This window comes from Xylophilus sp. GW821-FHT01B05 (assembly GCA_038961845.1).
Classification (GTDB): domain Bacteria; phylum Pseudomonadota; class Gammaproteobacteria; order Burkholderiales; family Burkholderiaceae_C; genus Xylophilus.
Genome location: CP152408.1, coordinates 4,772,608 through 4,789,613, shown reverse-complemented (window position 1 = coordinate 4,789,613; position 17,006 = coordinate 4,772,608). Strand labels below are relative to the sequence as shown.

The following is a 17,006-nucleotide window of genomic DNA, read 5'->3' as shown; positions in this document are numbered from 1 at the left end:
GCGTTGTCTGGATGGATATACAGTATGCATTCCACGCCCATGACTACGCAACGTCCCCTCTCCGAAGCCGCCCAGGCCGCCTTCGCCACCCTCAATGACCGCCAGCATGAGGCCGTCTGGCACGGCCTGGAGGCTGGCAGCGCTGCACCGGCCGCGCCATTGCTGGTGCTGGCCGGTGCGGGTTCGGGCAAGACCATGGCGCTGGCGCACCGGGTGGCCAACCTGGTATTGCACGGTGCCGATCCGCAGCGCATCCTGCTGCTGACCTTCTCGCGCCGCGCGGCGGCCGAGATGGAGCGGCGCGTCGGCCAGGTGCTGGCGCGGGTGTTGAACCTCAACAGCACCGCGCCGCCTGCGCTGCCCTGGGCCGGCACCTTCCATGGCATTGGCGCGCGGCTGCTGCGCGAATACGCGGCGCAGATCGGCCTGGACGAGAGCTTCACCATCCACGACCGCGGCGACGCAGAAGACCTGATGGGCATCGTGCGGCACGGGCTAGGCCTGTCGTCCAGCACCAAGCGCTTTCCCATGAAGGGCACCTGCCTGTCGATCTACTCACGCTGCGTCAACACCTGCGCGCCGCTGGCCGAGGTGCTGCAGACCGCCTTCCCCTGGTGCGCCGAATGGGAGGTGGAGCTCAAGCGCATGTTCGGTGCCTATGTAGAGGCCAAGCAGCAGCAGAACGTGGTCGACTACGACGATCTGTTGCTGTTCTGGTCCGACATGGCGGCCGATGCCGGGCTGGCGCAGGCGCTGTCCGAGCGCTTCGACCACATCCTGGTGGACGAGTACCAGGACACCAACCGGCTGCAGGCGTCCATCCTGCTGGGCATCAAGCCCGAGGGCCGGGGCCTCACCGTGGTGGGCGACGACGCGCAGTCGATCTACTCCTTTCGCGGTGCCACGGTGCGCAACATCCTGGACTTCCCCGCGCAGTTCACGCCGCCCGCGCGCATCGTCACGCTGGACCGCAACTACCGCTCGCTGCAGCCCATCCTTGATGTGTCCAACGCCGTCATCGGCCGCGCCGCCGAAGGCCACCCCAAGCGGCTGTGGACGGATCGCCCCGGCAAGCGCCGCAGTCAACTGGTGGTCGTGCCCGACGAGGCACAGCAGGCGCGCTGGGTCGCCGACCGCGCGCTGGCGCTGCGCGAAGGCGGCTTGAAGCTCACCTCGCAAGCCGTGCTGTTCCGCGCGTCGGACCACAGCGCGGCGGTAGAGCTGGAACTGGCGCGGCGCAACATCCCCTTCGTGAAATTTGGCGGCCTCAAGTTTCTGGAGGCCGCACACGTGAAAGACCTGCTGGCCGTGCTGCGCTTTGTGCAAAACCCGCGCAGCCGGCTGGCGGGCTTTCGCGTGCTGCAGCTGATGCCCGGCCTGGGCCCGACCACCGCCACGCGCATCCTCGACGCGATGGAGGCCGCCACCGATCCGGCCGCCGCTGTGGCTGCCTTCAAACCCAAGGCCGCACTGGCCGGCGACTGGCCCGCCTTTGCCGCGCTGTACGCGGCACTGCGCGATCCGCAGCAACAGGCCTGGCCCGGCGACCTGGAACAGGCCCTGGCCTGGTACCTGCCGCACCTGGAACGCCTGCACGACGACGCCGCTCCGCGCCGTGCCGATCTGGAGCAGTTGGTGCGCCTGGGCGGCGGCTATGCCTCGCGCGAGCGCTTTCTGGCAGAACTCACGCTGGACCCGCCCGAGTCCAGCAGCGACCAGTCCGGCGTGCCGCTATTGGACGAGGACTACCTGATCCTCTCCACCATCCACTCGGCCAAGGGGCAGGAGTGGGCCTCGGTCTCGGTGCTCAACGTGGTCGATGGCTGCATCCCCTCCGACATGGCCACCGGCAACAGCGCCGACATCGAGGAAGAGCGCCGCCTGCTCTACGTCGCCATGACCCGCGCGCGCGAACACCTGCACCTGCTGGTGCCGCACCGCTTCTACGTCACCCAGCAGGCCGCGCGCGGCGACCGGCACATGTACGCGGCGCGCACCCGCTTCATCACCGAGCGCGACGTGCTGGATTTTGATCAGGTGTTCTGGCCACCGCCCGAGGCCGCGGGGCCGGCTGCGCGGCCCGCGCCGAGCCTGCCGATCGGGGTGCGCGAGCGTTCGCGCGCGGCGTGGGATTGAAGGCCATGTCCTGCACGGATTCGAGCGGTGGCGCAGGTGCCGCAAGGCGCAGGCCCGTGCCATGATGGCGCCATGTCATCCGACACCCTGCAACTGCACATTGCCCCGCACGGCTGGACCGCCGATGCGCCGGGTGAGCTGAGCCTGCTGGAGGCCGCGGCCTTTGCTGGCATCGAGCTGCCCAGCTCCTGCCGCAACGGCACCTGCCGCGCCTGCATCTGCCTGCTGCAGGCCGGCGCCGTGCGCTACGAGATTCCCTGGCCCGGCCTGAGCGTGGACGAAAAACGCGAAGGCTATGTGCTGCCCTGCGTGGCCCATGCCACGGCCGACGTGACGCTGCTGGTACCGGGCGCGGTGCAGGCTGGCGAATCCGCTGTTCCCCCACTTTTGAAAGGCATGGCATGAACACCCGAGCATTGGCTTTTCTTCTTCTGCCGCTGTGTCTGGGCGCCGCGCGCGCCGAGACCATTGGCGAGGTCGACACCGTCTTCAAGCTGATCGGCCCGGACCACAAGATCGTGGTCGATGCCTATGACGACCCCAAGGTGCAGGGCGTGACCTGCTATGTCTCGCGCGCCAAGACCGGTGGCGTAAAAGGTGCGCTGGGCGTGGCAGAGGACAAAGCCGAGGCAGCCATTGCCTGCCGCCAGGTGGGCCCGATCAGCTTTGTCGGCAAGCCGCTGCCGGTGCAGGAAGAGGTGTTCTCCGAGCGCATGTCGCTGCTGTTCAAGCGGCTGCGCGTGGTGCGCATGGTCGACAAAAAGCGCAACACCCTGGTCTACCTGACCTACTCCGACCGCGTGGTCGAGGGCTCGCCGCAGAACGCGGTGGCGGCGGTCGAGGTCGGCCCGGGCGTGGTGATACCGGTGAAGTAAGCATGACCCGCTTCGTCGATGTGCCCACCATGTCCCACTTGGTGCAGGACATCGGCGTGACGCGCTTCATCGGCGAGCTGGCCGACGCCATCCAGGAAGACTTTCGGCACTGGACGGACTTTGACAAGTCGGTGCGTGTGGCCAACCACTCGGCCATCGGCGTGATCGAGCTGATGCCGGTGTCCAACGCCAAGCGCTATGCCTTCAAGTACGTCAACGGCCACCCCAGCAACACCGCGCGCGGCCTGTACACGGTGATGGCCTTTGGCGTGCTGGCCGAGGTCGACACCGGCTACCCGGTGCTGCTGTCTGAGCTGACCATTGCCACCGCGCTGCGCACCTGCGCCACCTCGCTGGTGGCGGCGCGTGCATTGGCGCGGCCGGGCGCGCGCCGCATGGCGCTGATCGGCAACGGCGCGCAAAGCGAGTTCCAGGCGCTGGCCTTTCACAGCCACCTGGGGATTGAAGAGGTCGCCGCCTATGACGTGGACCCCCACGCCACCGACAAGCTGGTGCGCAACCTCGCGGCCTATCCGGCGCTGAAGATCATCCGCGCCGGCTCCACCGCAGAGGCGGTGCGCGGCGCCGACATCGTCACCACCGTCACCGCCGACAAGGCCTACGCCACCATCCTCACGCCCGACATGGTCGAGCCCGGCGTGCACATCAATGCCGTGGGCGGCGACTGCCCCGGCAAGACCGAGCTGCATGCCGACGTGCTGCGCGGCGCGCGCGTGTTTGTCGAGTACGAGCCGCAGACCCGCGTCGAAGGCGACATCCAGCAACTGCCGCGCGACTTCCCCGTGCTTGACCTGTGGCGCGTGCTGGCCGGCACCGAGCCGGGCCGCCAGAGTGCCGAGCAGGTGACCGTGTTCGACTCGGTCGGCTTTGCGCTGGAGGACTACTCGGTGCTGCGCTACGTGCACCAGCAGGCCACGGCGCGCAAGCTGGGCGTGGAGGTGGAACTGGTGCCCTGGGCCGACGACCCGAAGGACCTGTTCCGCCACACCCGCAAGGGCGCAGCGCGCGTTGCCATCCGGCGCGTGGCCTGAGTGTTGCTAGCTAATTAATAGCTATAAGCCCAGGTGGTTATTGGGCTAGAGGCCAAAAACACTAAGAATTTCCCAGCGCCCGGTTCAGGGATGGTTGGACGATCTCGATCCAGTACCCATCCGGGTCCAGGATAAAGGCCACATCCTTCATCTTGCCCTGCTCGGGCCGCTTCTTGACCACAACAGCGTTCTCGTCAAACCACTGCACGGCGGCCGCCAGATCGGGCACGGCGAAGCAGATATGGCCAAAGCCCTGCGGCTGCGCGTTGCCGTCGTGGTACTTGAAGGCCGGGTCGTTCTCCGTGCCCCAGTTGTGGGTCAGCTCCAGCACGCCGCGCTGCGAGAAGGTGTATTCGGTGCGCGCGCCGGTGTCCTCGGGCACTGCGTCCGCTTCATCGGGACGCGCCAGGAAGTAGAGCGAGAACTGCATCTCGGGGAAGTCCAGCTTGCGCAGCACGCGCATGCCCAGCACATGCGTGTAGAAGGCCAGTGACACGGCTGGGTCTTTGACGCGCAGCATGCTGTGGTTGAAGACAAAGCCGCGTGTGGCGGCCGGCGCCTCGGCGGCGACGCCGGGGTGGTGTTCGGTGGTGAAGCTCATGGTGCGCTGTGGCTCGGCAAGGGAGAAAGCCCGTGATGATGCCGCACCATCCGTGGGCGCGCAGGATGCCGCGCTATAAACGCCCGTCCCTCCACGCAGGCAGAGAACACTTCTTGCGTGAGGGCTGCCACCACGCACGCCACCCACCACCATTGCCACGCCATGCTGACCTTGACGACCCCGACGTTCTCGCGCTCCACCGGCCTGCTGTCCGAGGCCGGCGGCCCCGATCCGGCCGCCGTGCAGCAGGACCCGCTGCTGGCCCGCGGGCTGCGCGTGCTGGCGGCAGCTACCCGCGCGGAGATGTTCCAGGGCGCCTTGGCCGAGCGCCTGCCGCTGTTGCGGCAACAGCAGGCCCAGGTGCAGGAACTGCAGCCGGCCCTGTGGGCGCGCGTGCGTGCCGGCGGCATGCCGGGGACCGAGCAGTCGCGCTGGGTGGCGCGGCTGGCGCAGCAACTGCAGCTGGCGGTGCATGCCGGCTTCAAGCGCGCCGCGGTGGATGGCAGCGAGGCCCGTGGCCTGTTCGTGCGCCAGCGCCCCACGGTCGAGGCCCTGGCCCTGGCGCTGGACAGCGGCTGGCAGCTCGCCAGCCTGCATGCGCGCAGCTACAGCGCGCTGCCGCGCGGTTTCTGGGCCGACTGCCATCGCCTGTTTGCCTATGCGGCGGCGCAGGGCTGTGACGACAAGACGCCGATTGCCGGGCTGCCCGCGCCGGGCGAAAGCTACCGCCGCCTGCTGCTGCTGGGCGTGACCGGCAGCAACCGCTACGAGGCCGACCATCTCGCCATGCTGCTGGAGCTGGTGGAAGAGCAGGCGCCGCAGCTGTCCATCGCCTTGCTGCCGCGCGCGGCCCAGGAGCAGGGCGCCTTCGTGCTGCAAGAGACCGCCGACGCCCCGCCGATGTTCGGCCGGGAGCTGCCCGGGCCAGACGCCGCCGGCCCCTGCCGTGTGCTGCAGCTCGAGCGCGTGCTGCAGTCCCTGCAGCGCAGCATCGATGCGCAGCAGAACGCGGCCGTGCCTTCGTCGCGCCGGCTGCAGCTCTACCAGCGCGTGCAGCAGGAGTGGACCGCGCCGGCCCAGCGCCGCCACGCGCGCCGCCGCCATGCGGGCGAGAGCCGGGTCGAGCTGATCAGCACCATGCCCGGTTGCTGGGAGCGCATAGAGCGCGACTACGGGCAGTGCACCGACCCGGCCTGGGCGCAGCGCTTCTCAGGCGCCACCGATACCGCACCGGACATGCCGCCGCCCGCATCCGAGGACGAGGCGGTGCCCGCGCTGCTGGCGATCTCCAACGTCAGTGATTCAGGCCTGCTGCTGCAGGGCGAGTCCGACAGCCAGTCCTTGATGTCCGGCGAGCTGGTGGCCTACCGGCAACTCGACAAGCCGTGGCGGCTGGGCCTGATCCGCTGGGTTGATTTCCGCGTCGAGTCGCTGGTCACGCTGTGCGGCATCGAATATGTGGGCGGCGCCCCCGAGGCGGTGATGTTCACCCCGGTCACCTCGCAGACCGCAGGCGCCTACCAGCAGGCGCTGCGGCTCAAGGGGCGCAATATGGTGGTGGTGGCCGGGCGCTACTTCCAGCCCCTGCGCGAGTTCCTGTTGGGCGATGCGCAGGCGGTGCAGCGCATGCGGGCGGTGCGGCTGGTGCTGCAGTCGTCGCGCTACCAGGTGATTGAGTACCAGCTGGACGGATTGGAAGAGGGCTGAGCCCCCTTCCGTCAGGCCGCCTGCGCCGCAGCCTCGGCGATACGCGACGCCAGGTGCGCCAGCGCCTCTTCCACCTGGTCTACCAGCACCAGGCACAGGTCGCCCGGCGCCAGCCGCGCCAGCGCGCTGTCGATGGCGATGAACTCGCCGCGGATCTCTTCGACGTGGGTAGTGCGCTTGGCGCCCACCAGGCCTTGGCGCAGCAGGGCCGTCACCTCGCCGTCGGCGCGGCCGCGCTGGGCCGCGTCCTGGTACAGGATCACCTCGTCAAAGGCTTCGCCCAGGATCACGGTCTGCTCGCGGATGTCTTCGTCGCGCCGGTCGCCGGCGCCGCTGATGACGACGGAGCGGCGCTTGGCCGGCATGGCCTCTACGGCGGCCACCAGGGCGCGCATGGCGTCGGGGTTGTGGCCGTAGTCGGCGATCACGGTGGCGCCGCGGTAGTCCATCACGTTGAAGCGGCCGGGGGCGTTGCTGCTGTCGTTGACGAAGCTGGCCAGCCCGTTGCGGATCACGTCCCAGCCCAGGCCCAGCGCCCAGGCGGCAGCCACGGCGGCCATGGCGTTCTCCACCTGGAAGCGGATGGCGCCGTGGCGGGTCAGCGGGATGTCGCGCAGCGATACGGTCTCACGCCACGAGCCTTCGGCCGCCACCAACTGGTCTTGGTCGATGTAGAGCGTGCGCCGGCCCTGGGCGCGGTGCGTGGCCATCACCGGGTTGAAGCGGTCGGCGGCAAAGAAGATCACGTCGCCCGGGCAGCTGTTGGCCATGGCAGCGACGATGGGGTCGGCCGCGTTCAGCACCGCATAGCCCTTGGGCGCCACGTTCTGCACGATCACGCGCTTCAACACCGCCAGGTCTTCCACCGTGGTGATGTAGTTCAAACCCAGATGGTCACCCGCGCCGATGTTGGTGACCACCGCCACCTGGCAGTGGTCAAAACCCAGGCCTTCGCGCAGCACGCCGCCGCGCGCCACCTCGAACACGGCTGCGTCTACATCGGGGTGCAGCAGCACGTTGCGTGCGCTCTTGGGGCCGCTGCAGTCGCCGCTGTCGGTTTGGCGGCCGTCCACGTAGACGCCGTCGGTATTGGTCATGCCCACGCGCAGGCCACGGCCGGCCACCATGTGCGCGATCAGGCGCGTGACCGTGGTCTTGCCGTTGGTGCCGGTGACGGCCACCACCGGAATGCGGCCGTCGTCGCCCGGGGCGAACAGGCGCTCGATCATGGCGTCGCCCACGGCGCGCGGCTTGCCGTAGGAGGGCGAGGTGTGCATGCGCAGGCCGGGCGCGGCGTTGACCTCGACGATGCCGCCGCTTTGCTCTTCGAGCGGCTTGAGCACGGTTTCGCAAACCACGTCGACGCCGCAGATATGCAGGCCCACCATCTGCGCCGCAGCCACGGCGCGCGCGGCCACGTCGGGGTGCACGTCGTCGGTCACGTCGGTGGCGGTGCCGCCGGTGGACAGGTTGGCGTTGTTGCGCAGCACCACGCGCTGGCCGGTGGCCGGCACCGATTCAGGCTGCAGCCCCTGCGTGGACAGGCGCAGCACGGCGATGTCGTCAAAGCGGATCTTGGTCAGCGACGTGCTGTGGCCCTCGCCGCGGCGCGGGTCGCGGTTGACCGCATCGACCAGTTCGCGCACCGTGTGCACGCCGTCGCCAATCACCTGCGGCGGGTCGCGGCGCGAGGCGGCGACCATCTTGTCGCCCACCACCAGCAGGCGAAAGTCATAGCCCGGCAGAAAGCGTTCGACGATCACGTCACCGTACTCGGCCGCCGCCTTGAAGGCGATGTCCATGTGCTCGCGGTCCATCAGGTTGACGGTCACGCCCTTACCCTGGTTGCCGTCCTGCGGCTTGACGACCACCGGCAGGCCGATCTCCAGCGCGGCGGCCCAGCCGTCCTCGGCCGAATGCGCGGGGCGGCCCAGCGGCACGGGCACGCCGGCGGCATGCAGCAGCTTCTTGGTCAGGTCCTTGTCTTGCGCGATGGATTCGGACACGGCGCTGGTGCTGTCCAGCTCGGCTGCCTGGATGCGGCGCTGGCGCGAGCCCCAGCCAAACTGCACCAGGCTGCCCTGGGTCAGGCGCCGGTAGGGAATGCCGCGCGCCACGGCGGCATCAACGATGCAGCCGGTGCTGGGGCCCAGGCGCTCGGACTCGTCCAGCTCGCGCAGCTCGGCAATGGCGGCCTGCACGTCAAACGGGGTGTCGGCCACGGCCGACTCGATCAGCGCATGCGCCAGCGCGAAGGCGCGGCGGCCCACGGCCTCTTCGCTGTACTGCACGATCACCTGGTGCACGCCGGCATCAGGCGTATCGGCAATGCGCATGAAGGTGACCGGGCAGCCAGCCTGGGCTTGCAGCGTGAGCGCGGCAATGCCCAGCACCACGGCCAGCGATACCTCGCCGGCCTGGCCGGCATGGCGCAGCGCGCCGATGGAGGGGAAGCGTGCGCGCACGCGCTGCTCAAAGCCGGGCAGTTGCGTGATGTTGCATTCGTCCGGGCGGCAGCTGACGATGGCTTCGATCGAGGTGTGGCGGCTCCAGAGGTTGGGGCCGCGCAGGGCGCGAATGCGGGAGATGTCCATCCGTGGGGCTCTTTCTCTTGGCGTCTGGCCGGGGCGCTCAGGCCAGGGCTGCGGTGGTGGTGACAGGGGCGGCGGTGGGCAGCAGCGGCAGGCCGGCTTCGCCCTCGAAGGCCTGCAGGCCGGCGCCGATGAGTTGCGGCGCAATGCCCAGTGCCCAGGCGGTGGCCACGGCGGCCAGCAGGGCCTCGTCTGGCAGGGCACCATGGCGTGTGCGCCAGGCGTCCAGCGGGCCCAGGCCGGACAGGGGCACGTCCTGGCTGTCCGACACCAGGGCCACGCGGCCATTGCGCAGCACCACGGCGCGGCCGCCGCTGGCGCAATGCGCCACCACGGCCGGTGCGGCCGGGTCGCAGGCGTAGAAGACCACCTCGCCGTCGCACAGCGGGGCCAGCTCTGCCACCTCGGGCACTTCGGCGTTGAGCACGGCCGCGCCATCGGCCAGCACCACGTCGACTTGCGTGCGCAGCACCTTGTGCATGTGCTTGGGGGTGTGCACGTCGAAATAGGCCAGCGCCTCGATGCCGTCGAAGTCGGTCACCACGCCGACCTGGCAGCGGTCATAGGCCAGGCCGTCGCGCAGGATGGAAGACGCGGGGTTCTCCAGCACCGCCACCTGCACCGTGCTGTTGATCAGCAGGCGCTCGCCGGCCTGCCAGTGGGTGCCGTCGGCGGTGTCGACGCGGCGCCGGTCCAGGAACAGGCCGTCCTTGCAGGCCAGGCCGGTGCGGCGGCCGTCCAGGTGGCACAACCAGGCCACCAGCCGGCCGATGGCCGCGTTGTGGCGCGTGCCGGCAATGCCCACCAGCGGGATGCGGCCGTTGTCGCCTTCGGCAAACAGGTGGTCGCAAATGGCGCGGCCGACCGGTCGCGGCTGGCCTTGCGTGGGCTTCAGGTGCATCAGCAGGCCCGGGCCGGCATTGACCTCGACGATGGCGCCGGCCTGTGCCTGCAGCGGCTGGCGGATGTCGCGCGCCACCAGGTCGATGCCGGCAATGTCCAGGCCCACCACGCGCGCGGCCAGGGTGACCGCGTGCGCGACCTCGGGGTGCACGTCTTCGGTGCAGTCGATGGACATGTTGCCGGTGCGTTGCACCGACACCTTGCGGCCGGCCTCGGCAATGCTGTCGGGCGTCAGGCCCTGGCGGCGCAGCTCGAGCTGCACCGCGCCGTCGTTGACGTCGATGGTGGTGAGCGGGAACTGGTGCTCCCAGCCACGGCGCGGGTCGGTGTTCATTTGCGAGTCGATTAGCGCGGCCAGGGTGGACACGCCGTCGCCGGTCACATGCACCGGCTCGCCGCGCGTGGCCGCCACCACCTTGCCGCCCACTACCAGCAGGCGGTGCTCGGCGCCCTGGATATAGCGCTCGACGATCACGCCGCTGCCTTCGCGCTCAGCCAGGGTGAAGGCGGCCTCGACGTCGGCCTGCAGGCGCAGGTCCAGCGTCACGCCGCGTGCGTGGTTGCCGTCCGATGGTTTCACCACCACCGGCAGGCCGATTTCCACTGCAGCCTCCCAGGCAGCCGCGGCGCTGTCGACCAGGGCGCCCTCGGGCACCGGCACGCCGCAGGAGGCCAGCATGGACTTGGTCAGGTCCTTGTCGGCGGCAATGCTTTCGCCAATGGCGCTGGTGCGGTCGGTCTCGGCCGTCCAGATGCGGCGCTGGCGGCAGCCGTAGCCGAGCTGCACCAGGTTGCCGCCATTCAGGCGGATATGCGGGATCTTGCGGTCGGCCGCAGCGGTGACGATGCAGTCGGTGCTGGGGCCCAGAAAGGATTCGTCGATCTGCGTGCGCACCCGCGCCACGGCGGCTTGCACGTCAAAGGGCTGGTCGTTGATGGCCGCCATGAGCAGGGCCAGGCCTTCGGCCAGGGCGACGCGGGCGGTGGCCTCGTCCTGCGCGCGGAACACCATGCGGTAGATGCCGCTGGTGGTGGTTTCGCGGGTCTGGCCAAAGGTGGTGGGCATGCCGGCCAGGTTCAGCAGCTCGATGATCACGTGCTCCAGCACATGGCCCATCCAGGTGCCGCCCTCCAGCCGCTGCAGGAAGCCGCCGCGCTCACCAACGCCGCAGGTGTGCTCGATCAGCGCCGGCAGCCAGGCGGTGAGCCGCTGGTTGAAGCCGGGCAGGATGTGCGAGGGGAACTGCTCCAGCTCGCCGAGGTCGAGCCAGACCTCCAGAACTTCCCGGTAGGTCCAGATATTGGAGCCGTGCAGGTAGTTGACGCGCAGGATGCGGATGTCGTTCTTGGGTTGCATGTGACTATGGTCTGAAGCTTGGACGGGGGTGTCAACCGGGCCATTCTGGGGTGCTGCGTTGCAACACGGTTGGCCGGAGGAGTCAGGGCAGTACAGAAGGCCCGGGGGATTGGGTGAAAATCGCCTGTCGGCGCGTTGCGCCGGCCGCCGCGGCGGACCGCACGCGACCACTTGAAAAATGCAACATCCTGATTCTGTCGATGCTTCCGAAATAAGGTCTGGCCACCGCCGGGCCGGTGCGCTGGAAAAGGTCGCAAGTGATGAGAACGTATTGGCCAGCGTTCCGGTTGACCTCGACAACGCCCTTCGTTTCGCCAGCGGCCGGCTGGTGCTGACCGCGCGGCGGCTGCTGGCGGCCGAGCCGGGCGAGCAAAGCTGGCGCGAATGGGCCCTGCGCCCGGGCCTGGCGCTGCGCCTGGCCGACCACGGCGGCGTGGGCTCGCTGGAACTGGTCGATGACCAGGGCCGGCTGGCCGTCTGGCGCTTCACCATGGCCTTGCACGTGCAGGCGGTGGACCTGGTCGAGCGCTTCGAAGCGCTGCAGGCCGGGGCCGTGCCCGCTGCCGTCGTGGCCGATGCCGCCGACGAAGACGACGACGTCGAGGCCACGCCGCCCTCCACCTGGGTGCTGCTGCGCCTGTGGCGCTTTGCCCGGCCCTACCGCTGGCGGCTGCTGGCGGGCTTCTCGCTTACCTTGGCCTCGACCGCGGCCACGCTGGTGCCGCCCTACCTGACCATCCCGCTGATGGACGATGTGCTGATCCCGTTCCAGAACGGCCAGGAGATCGCGCCGCACCGCGTGGCGCTGTACCTGGGCGCGCTGCTGGCCTCGGCGCTGGTGGGCTGGGGCTTGAGCTGGGCGCGCACCTATCTGCTGGCGCTGGTGTCCGAGCGTATCGGCGCCGACCTGCGCACGGCGACCTTCGAGCACCTGCTGCAACTGTCGCTGGAGTACTTTGGCAGCAAGCGCACCGGCGACCTGATGGCGCGCATCGGCGCGGAAACCGACCGCATCAACGTCTTTCTGTCGCTACATGCGCTGGATTTCGCCACCGACGTGCTGATGATGGTGATGACGGCGGTCATCTTGTTCTCCATCAACCCCTGGCTGGCGCTGGCCACGCTGCTGCCGCTGCCGCTGATCGCCTGGATGATCCACCTGGTGCGCGACCGCCTGCGCACCGGCTTCGAGAAGGTCGACCGTGCCTTCTCCGAAGTCACCAACGTGCTGGCCGACACCATTCCCGGCATTCGCGTGGTCAAGGCCTTTGCCCAGGAAAAGCGCGAGGGCCAGCGCTTTCGGGCGGCCAACCAGCGCAACCTGGAGGTGAACGACCGCATCAACCGCACCTGGTCGCTGTTCACGCCCACGGTATCGCTGCTGACCGAAATCGGCCTGCTGATGGTCTGGGGTTTTGGCATCTGGCTGGTGGCGCACCAGCAGATCACGGTCGGCGTGCTGACCGCCTTCCTGGCCTATATCGGGCGCTTCTACACGCGGCTGGATTCCATGAGCCGCATCGTCTCGGTCACGCAAAAAGCGGCGGCCGGCGCCAAGCGCATCTTCGACATCCTGGACCATGTCTCCAACGTGCCGGAGCCCGCCAACCCGGTGTCCCTGCCCACCACGCAGGGCGCGATCCGGCTGCGCAACGTGGGCTTTCGCTACGGCAGCCGCGCCGTCATTCGCGGGCTGGACCTGGATATCCGCCCGGGCGAGATGATCGGTCTGGTCGGCCACAGCGGCTCGGGCAAGAGCACGCTGGTGAACCTGATCAGCCGCTTCTATGACGTGAGCGACGGCGCGATCGAGGTCGACGGCGTCGACATCCGCCGCCTGCGCCTGGCCGACTACCGGCGCCACATCGGCCTGGTGCTGCAGGAGCCGTTTCTGTTCTTCGGCACCATTGCCGAGAACATCGCCTATGGCCGGCCCGAGGCCAGCCGCGCCGAGATCGTCGCCGCCGCGCGCGCCGCCCATGCGCACGACTTCATCCTGCGGCTGCCGCTGGGCTATGACTCGATGGTGGGTGAGCGCGGCCAGGGCCTGTCGGGCGGCGAGCGCCAGCGCATCAGCATTGCGCGCGCGCTGCTGATCGATCCACGCATCCTGATCCTGGACGAGGCCACCTCGGCCGTGGATACCGAGACCGAGAAGGAAATCCAGCGCGCGCTCGACAACCTGGTGCAGGGCCGCACCACCATCGCCATTGCCCACCGCCTGTCCACCCTGCGCAAGGCCGACCGCCTGGTGGTGATGGACCGCGGCGAGGTGGTCGAGGTCGGCCCGCACGATGAGCTGATGGCCAAACAGGGCGCCTATTGGCGGCTCTACCAGGCGCAGGTGCGGCGGGTGGATGCCGATGATCTGGAAGACCGCGAGCTGCTGCCGCCTGCTGATCTGCATTCCAGCCACCCGGCAGGAGGTTCTTGAAATGAGCGTTGCCATCGACTTCACCCTGGCCCGCGACGCCTTCGGCCGCCTGCTGCTGACCGATGCCGCCGGCAGCGTCGTCGTCGTGCCGGTGCGGGCCTTCCCGCTGGGCGCGCCGGACGAATGCCTGTCCCTGGTTGGCACCGAGGACGGCCGCGAGCGCGCCTGGCTAGCCCGGCTGGATGTGCTGCCGTCCGAGGCGCGCGCCCTGGTCGAGGAAGACCTGGCCGGCCGCGAATTCATGCCCGAGATCCAGCGCCTGCTGGCCGTATCCACCTACGCCACGCCCAGCACCTGGGAGGTCGAGACCGACCGCGGCCCGGCGCGCCTGGTGCTCAAGTCCGAAGACGACCTGCGCCGCCTGCCCGACAACGGCCTGCTGGTGCTGAGCGGCGAAGGCCTGCACTTTCGCATTCGCGACCGCTTCGCGCTGGACCGCGCCTCGCGCCGCATGCTGGATCGATTTTTATAAGAAAAGTGGCTCTAGCCCAGGTGTGGCCTGGGCTTATCGCTACTTATTTTGTAGCTACCTGTTGACTGTTCGCACCTGAAAGACGCTGCCATGCCCCGTTCCGCCCTTGTCCTGTTCTCCGGCGGCCAGGATTCCACCACCTGCCTGGCCGACGCGCTGACCCGCTACGAGCGGGTCGAAACCGTCGGCTTCGACTACGGCCAGCGCCACCACATCGAGCTGGATGCGCGGCTCAATGTGCTGCGCGAGCTGCGCCACGACTTCCCCGAGTGGCACGCCCGGCTTGGCGACGACCACGTGCTGGACGTCGGCATCCTGGGCCAGATCAGTGACACCTCGCTCACCCGCGACACCGCCTTCCAGATGGAGGCCAGCGGCCTGCCCAACACCTTCGTGCCCGGGCGCAACCTGCTGTTCCTCACCCTGGCCGCCGCGCTGGGCTACCGGCGCGGGCTGGACGTGCTGGTCACCGGCGTCTGCGAAACCGACTACTCCGGCTACCCCGACTGCCGCGACGACACCATGAAGGCGATGCAGATCGCCCTGTCGCTGGGCATGGACCGGCGCCTGCTGGTCGAGACCCCGCTGATGTGGATAGACAAGGCCGAGACCTGGCGCATGGCCGAGCGCCTGGGCGGCACGCGGCTGGTGGACCTGGTGGTCGAGCACACGCACACCTGCTACCTGGGCGACCGCAGCCAGCGCCACGCCTGGGGCTACGGCTGCGGCAAGTGCCCGGCCTGCGAGCTGCGGGCCAATGGTTGGGGGGGGTACCGCGCGGGATAAAACGTATCCGGCGCGTGAAATAGCGCTAAAGATTGGCAGGTATGGGCCGATAGCACTGATACGGCTGTTCTAACCCGGCCGTCCCGACCCCTCTCCGGAGTACCTGCCATGCAAATACCGCCCGCAGACCTTAGCCCCTACCGTCCCCTGAGCCCGACGGTAGGCGTTGCCGCGGCCGGTGCCACCGAGCCCGCGGTTCGCGCGGGCATCACCCAGGCCGATTCCACCAAGGGCCAGGACTTCGTCGGCGCGCCGCAGGGCGCGCGCAGCCCGGACAACAGCCCCTCGTCCTCGACCGAGACGCCCAACCGCGACTGGACTGCGGTGCGCCAGAAGGAAACCGCCAAGGAGCCCGAGGAGCCGCCCAAGGAGCCGATCAGCAAGCAGCTGATCGAGCACATCCAGTCGCTCTGGCGTGCCAGCACGCTGATGGTGGAGATCGCCGAAGAGCAGCAGCGCAAGGCGCACCAGGACGTGCAACTGGGCACGGGCGACGGCAGTGCCGCGCCGGTGGTCTACGCCGACCCGACCAAGGTCAAGCGCACGCTGCCGGCGTCGGAGCTGTAGGGCTTACTTGGCCGGCGCAGGGGCGGCGGGCGCGGCGGCTGCTGCTGCCGCTGCGCGTTCGGCGCGCTGGCGCACGGCCAGGGCGCGGATTTCCTCGAAGCTCACCTTGCCGTCATGGTCGGTGTCGGCCTCGTCGAAGGCATCGCGCAGGCGCGGGAACAGGGCGACCTCTGACTTGCTCAGGTAGCCGTCGCCATCCAGATCCAGCCACTTGAACTGCTTGGCCGCCAGGGCCTCGCCTTTGGTCGCCTGGGCGGCGGGGTCGGGCGATGGGGCGGCGGCGGGCGCGGGCGCCGTGGTGGCCGGAGCCTGGGCGGCAACCGGGCCGGCGGCGGCAAAGGCGGCCAGCAACAACAGGACGTTCAGGCGCAGGGAGGCGGGGGTCATGGACATGTGGGGGGAAAGAACCTGGGTCGCAAAAAGGCTGCAGATCGTGGCACGGAAGCGCGCCGTGCCGGGTAACGCTTCTGCAAAGATAAACAGCAGTGGTCACACGCGCCCGCGAAGGGGCATTGCGGTGCTATTTTTTTAATAGCTTTATGCCCTTGTTGGGCAAGGGCTCAGAGCGGATTTCCTTCAAAACCTCCAGCTCCCGCACCGTGGCCGGGTTGGACACGCCGTGCGTCACATGCCCGGCCGGCACATGGCGCGCGGCGGAGTTGACGTGGCCGGTCTGGTCGTCAAAGAAAAAGTCGGGCTCGAACTCGCGCAGAAAGCTGCCTTTTTCCAGGCCACCGAGGAACATGGCTTCGTCCACCGCGATGTTCCACTGCATCAAGGTGCGGATGGCGCGCTCATGCGCCGGCGCGCTGCGCGCCGTGACCAGCGCAGTGCGTATGCGCATGCCGCCCGCACCGGCCTGCTGCAAGCGGTGCAGGGCCACCAGCAGGGGCTTGAAGGGGCCGTCGGGCAGGGGCACGGCGGCCTTTTCTATCTCGTGTTGCAGGAAGGTCGGCAGGCCTTCGGCTTGGTAGATGGACTCGGCCTCGTCGCTGAACAGCACGGCGTCGCCGTCGAAGGCGATGCGCACCTCGTTCGGGTTGTTGTGGCCGGCCTGGGCCGACTCGGTCAGCACCCGCGCCGCCGGGAAGCCCAGCGCCAGCGCCTCGCGCACGTCTTTCTCGTTGGCCGACAGGAACAGGTGCGCACCCAGCGCCCGCAGGTAGCCAAAGGGCGCGCGGCCCTGGGTGAACACGCCGCGCTCCAGCTGCAGGTTGTTGGCCTTGCTGGAGCGGAAGATGCGCATGCCGCTGACCGGGTCATTGCGCGACAGCATCACCACCTCGACCCGCTTGATGCCGTCGTCGTTGAAGGCCAGCAGCTTCTGCACCAGCGAGAACGCCACGCCGGGTTTGGCCGGCACATCCAGCCGCTCGAACTGCAGCCGCATATAGGCCTTCTCGTCGCCCGCGTCGAACAGCCGGTTTTCTTCTTCCAGGTTGAACAGGGCGCGCGAGGAGATCGCAACTACGAGCTTGTCGTCCAGTGTCAAAGGCATGGTCAACGATCTCCAAAAAAGCTGTCT

Annotated in this window: 14 protein-coding genes; 9 read left to right on the top strand and 5 right to left on the bottom strand. The window is 68.9% G+C overall.

Annotation, left to right across the window (positions count from 1 at the left end; all coding sequences use genetic code 11):
- Positions 1 to 39: 39 nt before the first annotated feature.
- The 4 genes from AAFF27_22385 (at position 40) to AAFF27_22370 (ending at position 4,063) form a co-directional block, all read left to right on the top strand.
- On the top strand, positions 40 to 2,136 hold the full coding sequence (locus tag AAFF27_22385) for an ATP-dependent helicase (protein ID XAH22719.1): 2,097 nt from the start codon (positions 40 to 42) through the stop codon (positions 2,134 to 2,136).
- Between the two features lie 72 nt (positions 2,137 to 2,208).
- Positions 2,209 to 2,541 carry a 2Fe-2S iron-sulfur cluster binding domain-containing protein gene (locus tag AAFF27_22380; GenBank protein XAH22718.1) on the top strand — a complete coding sequence of 111 codons (333 nt, stop codon included), beginning with the start codon at positions 2,209 to 2,211 and terminating at the stop codon, positions 2,539 to 2,541.
- Positions 2,538 to 3,011 (top strand): CreA family protein, encoded by a 474-nt coding sequence (locus AAFF27_22375; protein XAH22717.1) that lies wholly within the window; start codon positions 2,538 to 2,540, stop codon positions 3,009 to 3,011. Before AAFF27_22380 ends, AAFF27_22375 begins: the two co-directional genes overlap by 4 nt.
- A gap of 2 nt (positions 3,012 to 3,013) precedes the next feature.
- A complete protein-coding gene (locus AAFF27_22370) occupies positions 3,014 to 4,063 on the top strand; it encodes an ornithine cyclodeaminase (protein ID XAH22716.1) in 1,050 nt (349 codons plus the stop codon).
- Positions 4,064 to 4,124: 61 nt separating this feature from the next.
- On the opposite strand, the gene gloA is transcribed toward AAFF27_22370, so the two are convergent.
- Positions 4,125 to 4,664: a lactoylglutathione lyase gene (gloA, locus tag AAFF27_22365; protein ID XAH22715.1), complete on the bottom strand. Its 540-nt coding sequence runs from the start codon at positions 4,662 to 4,664 to the stop codon at positions 4,125 to 4,127.
- A gap of 162 nt (positions 4,665 to 4,826) precedes the next feature.
- Between gloA and AAFF27_22360 the strand changes: the two genes are divergently transcribed.
- Positions 4,827 to 6,371, top strand: a complete 1,545-nt coding sequence (locus AAFF27_22360; GenBank protein ID XAH22714.1) for a hypothetical protein — start codon at positions 4,827 to 4,829, stop codon at positions 6,369 to 6,371.
- 11 nt (positions 6,372 to 6,382) lie between these two features.
- On the opposite strand, the gene cphA (AAFF27_22355) is transcribed toward AAFF27_22360, so the two are convergent.
- The gene (gene cphA / locus AAFF27_22355) at positions 6,383 to 8,965 is read right to left on the bottom strand and encodes a cyanophycin synthetase (GenBank protein XAH22713.1); all 2,583 of its coding nucleotides are present in this window, start codon (positions 8,963 to 8,965) and stop codon (positions 6,383 to 6,385) included.
- A 37-nt stretch (positions 8,966 to 9,002) separates the two neighbouring features.
- Positions 9,003 to 11,222 (bottom strand): cyanophycin synthetase, encoded by a 2,220-nt coding sequence (cphA, locus tag AAFF27_22350; GenBank protein ID XAH22712.1) that lies wholly within the window; start codon positions 11,220 to 11,222, stop codon positions 9,003 to 9,005.
- 178 nt (positions 11,223 to 11,400) lie between these two features.
- Here cphA (AAFF27_22350) and AAFF27_22345 point away from each other — a divergent pair, with 178 nt between their 5' ends.
- The 4 genes from AAFF27_22345 (at position 11,401) to AAFF27_22330 (ending at position 15,481) form a co-directional block, all read left to right on the top strand.
- Positions 11,401 to 13,656, top strand: coding sequence for an ABC transporter ATP-binding protein (locus AAFF27_22345; GenBank protein XAH22711.1), 2,256 nt, complete (start codon positions 11,401 to 11,403; stop codon positions 13,654 to 13,656).
- Position 13,657: 1 nt separating this feature from the next.
- Positions 13,658 to 14,128, top strand: coding sequence for a DUF1854 domain-containing protein (locus AAFF27_22340; protein ID XAH22710.1), 471 nt, complete (start codon positions 13,658 to 13,660; stop codon positions 14,126 to 14,128).
- Positions 14,129 to 14,218: 90 nt separating this feature from the next.
- Positions 14,219 to 14,914 (top strand): 7-cyano-7-deazaguanine synthase QueC, encoded by a 696-nt coding sequence (gene queC, locus AAFF27_22335; GenBank protein ID XAH22709.1) that lies wholly within the window; start codon positions 14,219 to 14,221, stop codon positions 14,912 to 14,914.
- A 108-nt stretch (positions 14,915 to 15,022) separates the two neighbouring features.
- Positions 15,023 to 15,481 (top strand): hypothetical protein, encoded by a 459-nt coding sequence (locus tag AAFF27_22330; protein ID XAH22708.1) that lies wholly within the window; start codon positions 15,023 to 15,025, stop codon positions 15,479 to 15,481.
- Positions 15,482 to 15,484: 3 nt separating this feature from the next.
- Here the strand turns inward: AAFF27_22330 and AAFF27_22325 are convergent, their stop codons facing one another.
- Together AAFF27_22325 and AAFF27_22320 are read right to left on the bottom strand one after the other, a co-directional pair.
- Complete coding sequence (locus tag AAFF27_22325; GenBank protein XAH22707.1) at positions 15,485 to 15,868, bottom strand: EF-hand domain-containing protein; 384 nt, start codon at positions 15,866 to 15,868, stop codon at positions 15,485 to 15,487.
- Positions 15,869 to 16,001: 133 nt separating this feature from the next.
- Entirely contained in the window at positions 16,002 to 16,979 is a 978-nt protein-coding gene (locus AAFF27_22320; protein ID XAH22706.1) for a 5'-nucleotidase, read from the bottom strand.
- Positions 16,980 to 17,006 lie beyond the last annotated feature (27 nt).

Bases quoted from the DNA above. Each gene is read 5' to 3' on its own strand.
- AAFF27_22345 (XAH22711.1), top strand. From the start codon at position 11,401: ATGCAACATCCTGATTCTGTCGATGCTTCCGAAATAAGGTCTGGCCAC.
- AAFF27_22360 (XAH22714.1), top strand. From the start codon at position 4,827: ATGCTGACCTTGACGACCCCGACGTTCTCGCGCTCCACCGGCCTGCTG.
- AAFF27_22370 (XAH22716.1), top strand. From the start codon at position 3,014: ATGACCCGCTTCGTCGATGTGCCCACCATGTCCCACTTGGTGCAGGAC.
- AAFF27_22375 (XAH22717.1), top strand. From the start codon at position 2,538: ATGAACACCCGAGCATTGGCTTTTCTTCTTCTGCCGCTGTGTCTGGGC.
- AAFF27_22385 (XAH22719.1), top strand. From the start codon at position 40: ATGACTACGCAACGTCCCCTCTCCGAAGCCGCCCAGGCCGCCTTCGCC.
- AAFF27_22325 (XAH22707.1), bottom strand. From the start codon at position 15,868: ATGACCCCCGCCTCCCTGCGCCTGAACGTCCTGTTGTTGCTGGCCGCC.
- cphA (XAH22712.1), bottom strand. From the start codon at position 11,222: ATGCAACCCAAGAACGACATCCGCATCCTGCGCGTCAACTACCTGCAC.
- AAFF27_22380 (XAH22718.1), top strand. From the start codon at position 2,209: ATGTCATCCGACACCCTGCAACTGCACATTGCCCCGCACGGCTGGACC.
- AAFF27_22320 (XAH22706.1), bottom strand. From the start codon at position 16,979: ATGCCTTTGACACTGGACGACAAGCTCGTAGTTGCGATCTCCTCGCGC.
- gloA (XAH22715.1), bottom strand. From the start codon at position 4,664: ATGAGCTTCACCACCGAACACCACCCCGGCGTCGCCGCCGAGGCGCCG.
- AAFF27_22340 (XAH22710.1), top strand. From the start codon at position 13,658: ATGAGCGTTGCCATCGACTTCACCCTGGCCCGCGACGCCTTCGGCCGC.
- cphA (XAH22713.1), bottom strand. From the start codon at position 8,965: ATGGACATCTCCCGCATTCGCGCCCTGCGCGGCCCCAACCTCTGGAGC.
- queC (XAH22709.1), top strand. From the start codon at position 14,219: ATGCCCCGTTCCGCCCTTGTCCTGTTCTCCGGCGGCCAGGATTCCACC.
- AAFF27_22330 (XAH22708.1), top strand. From the start codon at position 15,023: ATGCAAATACCGCCCGCAGACCTTAGCCCCTACCGTCCCCTGAGCCCG.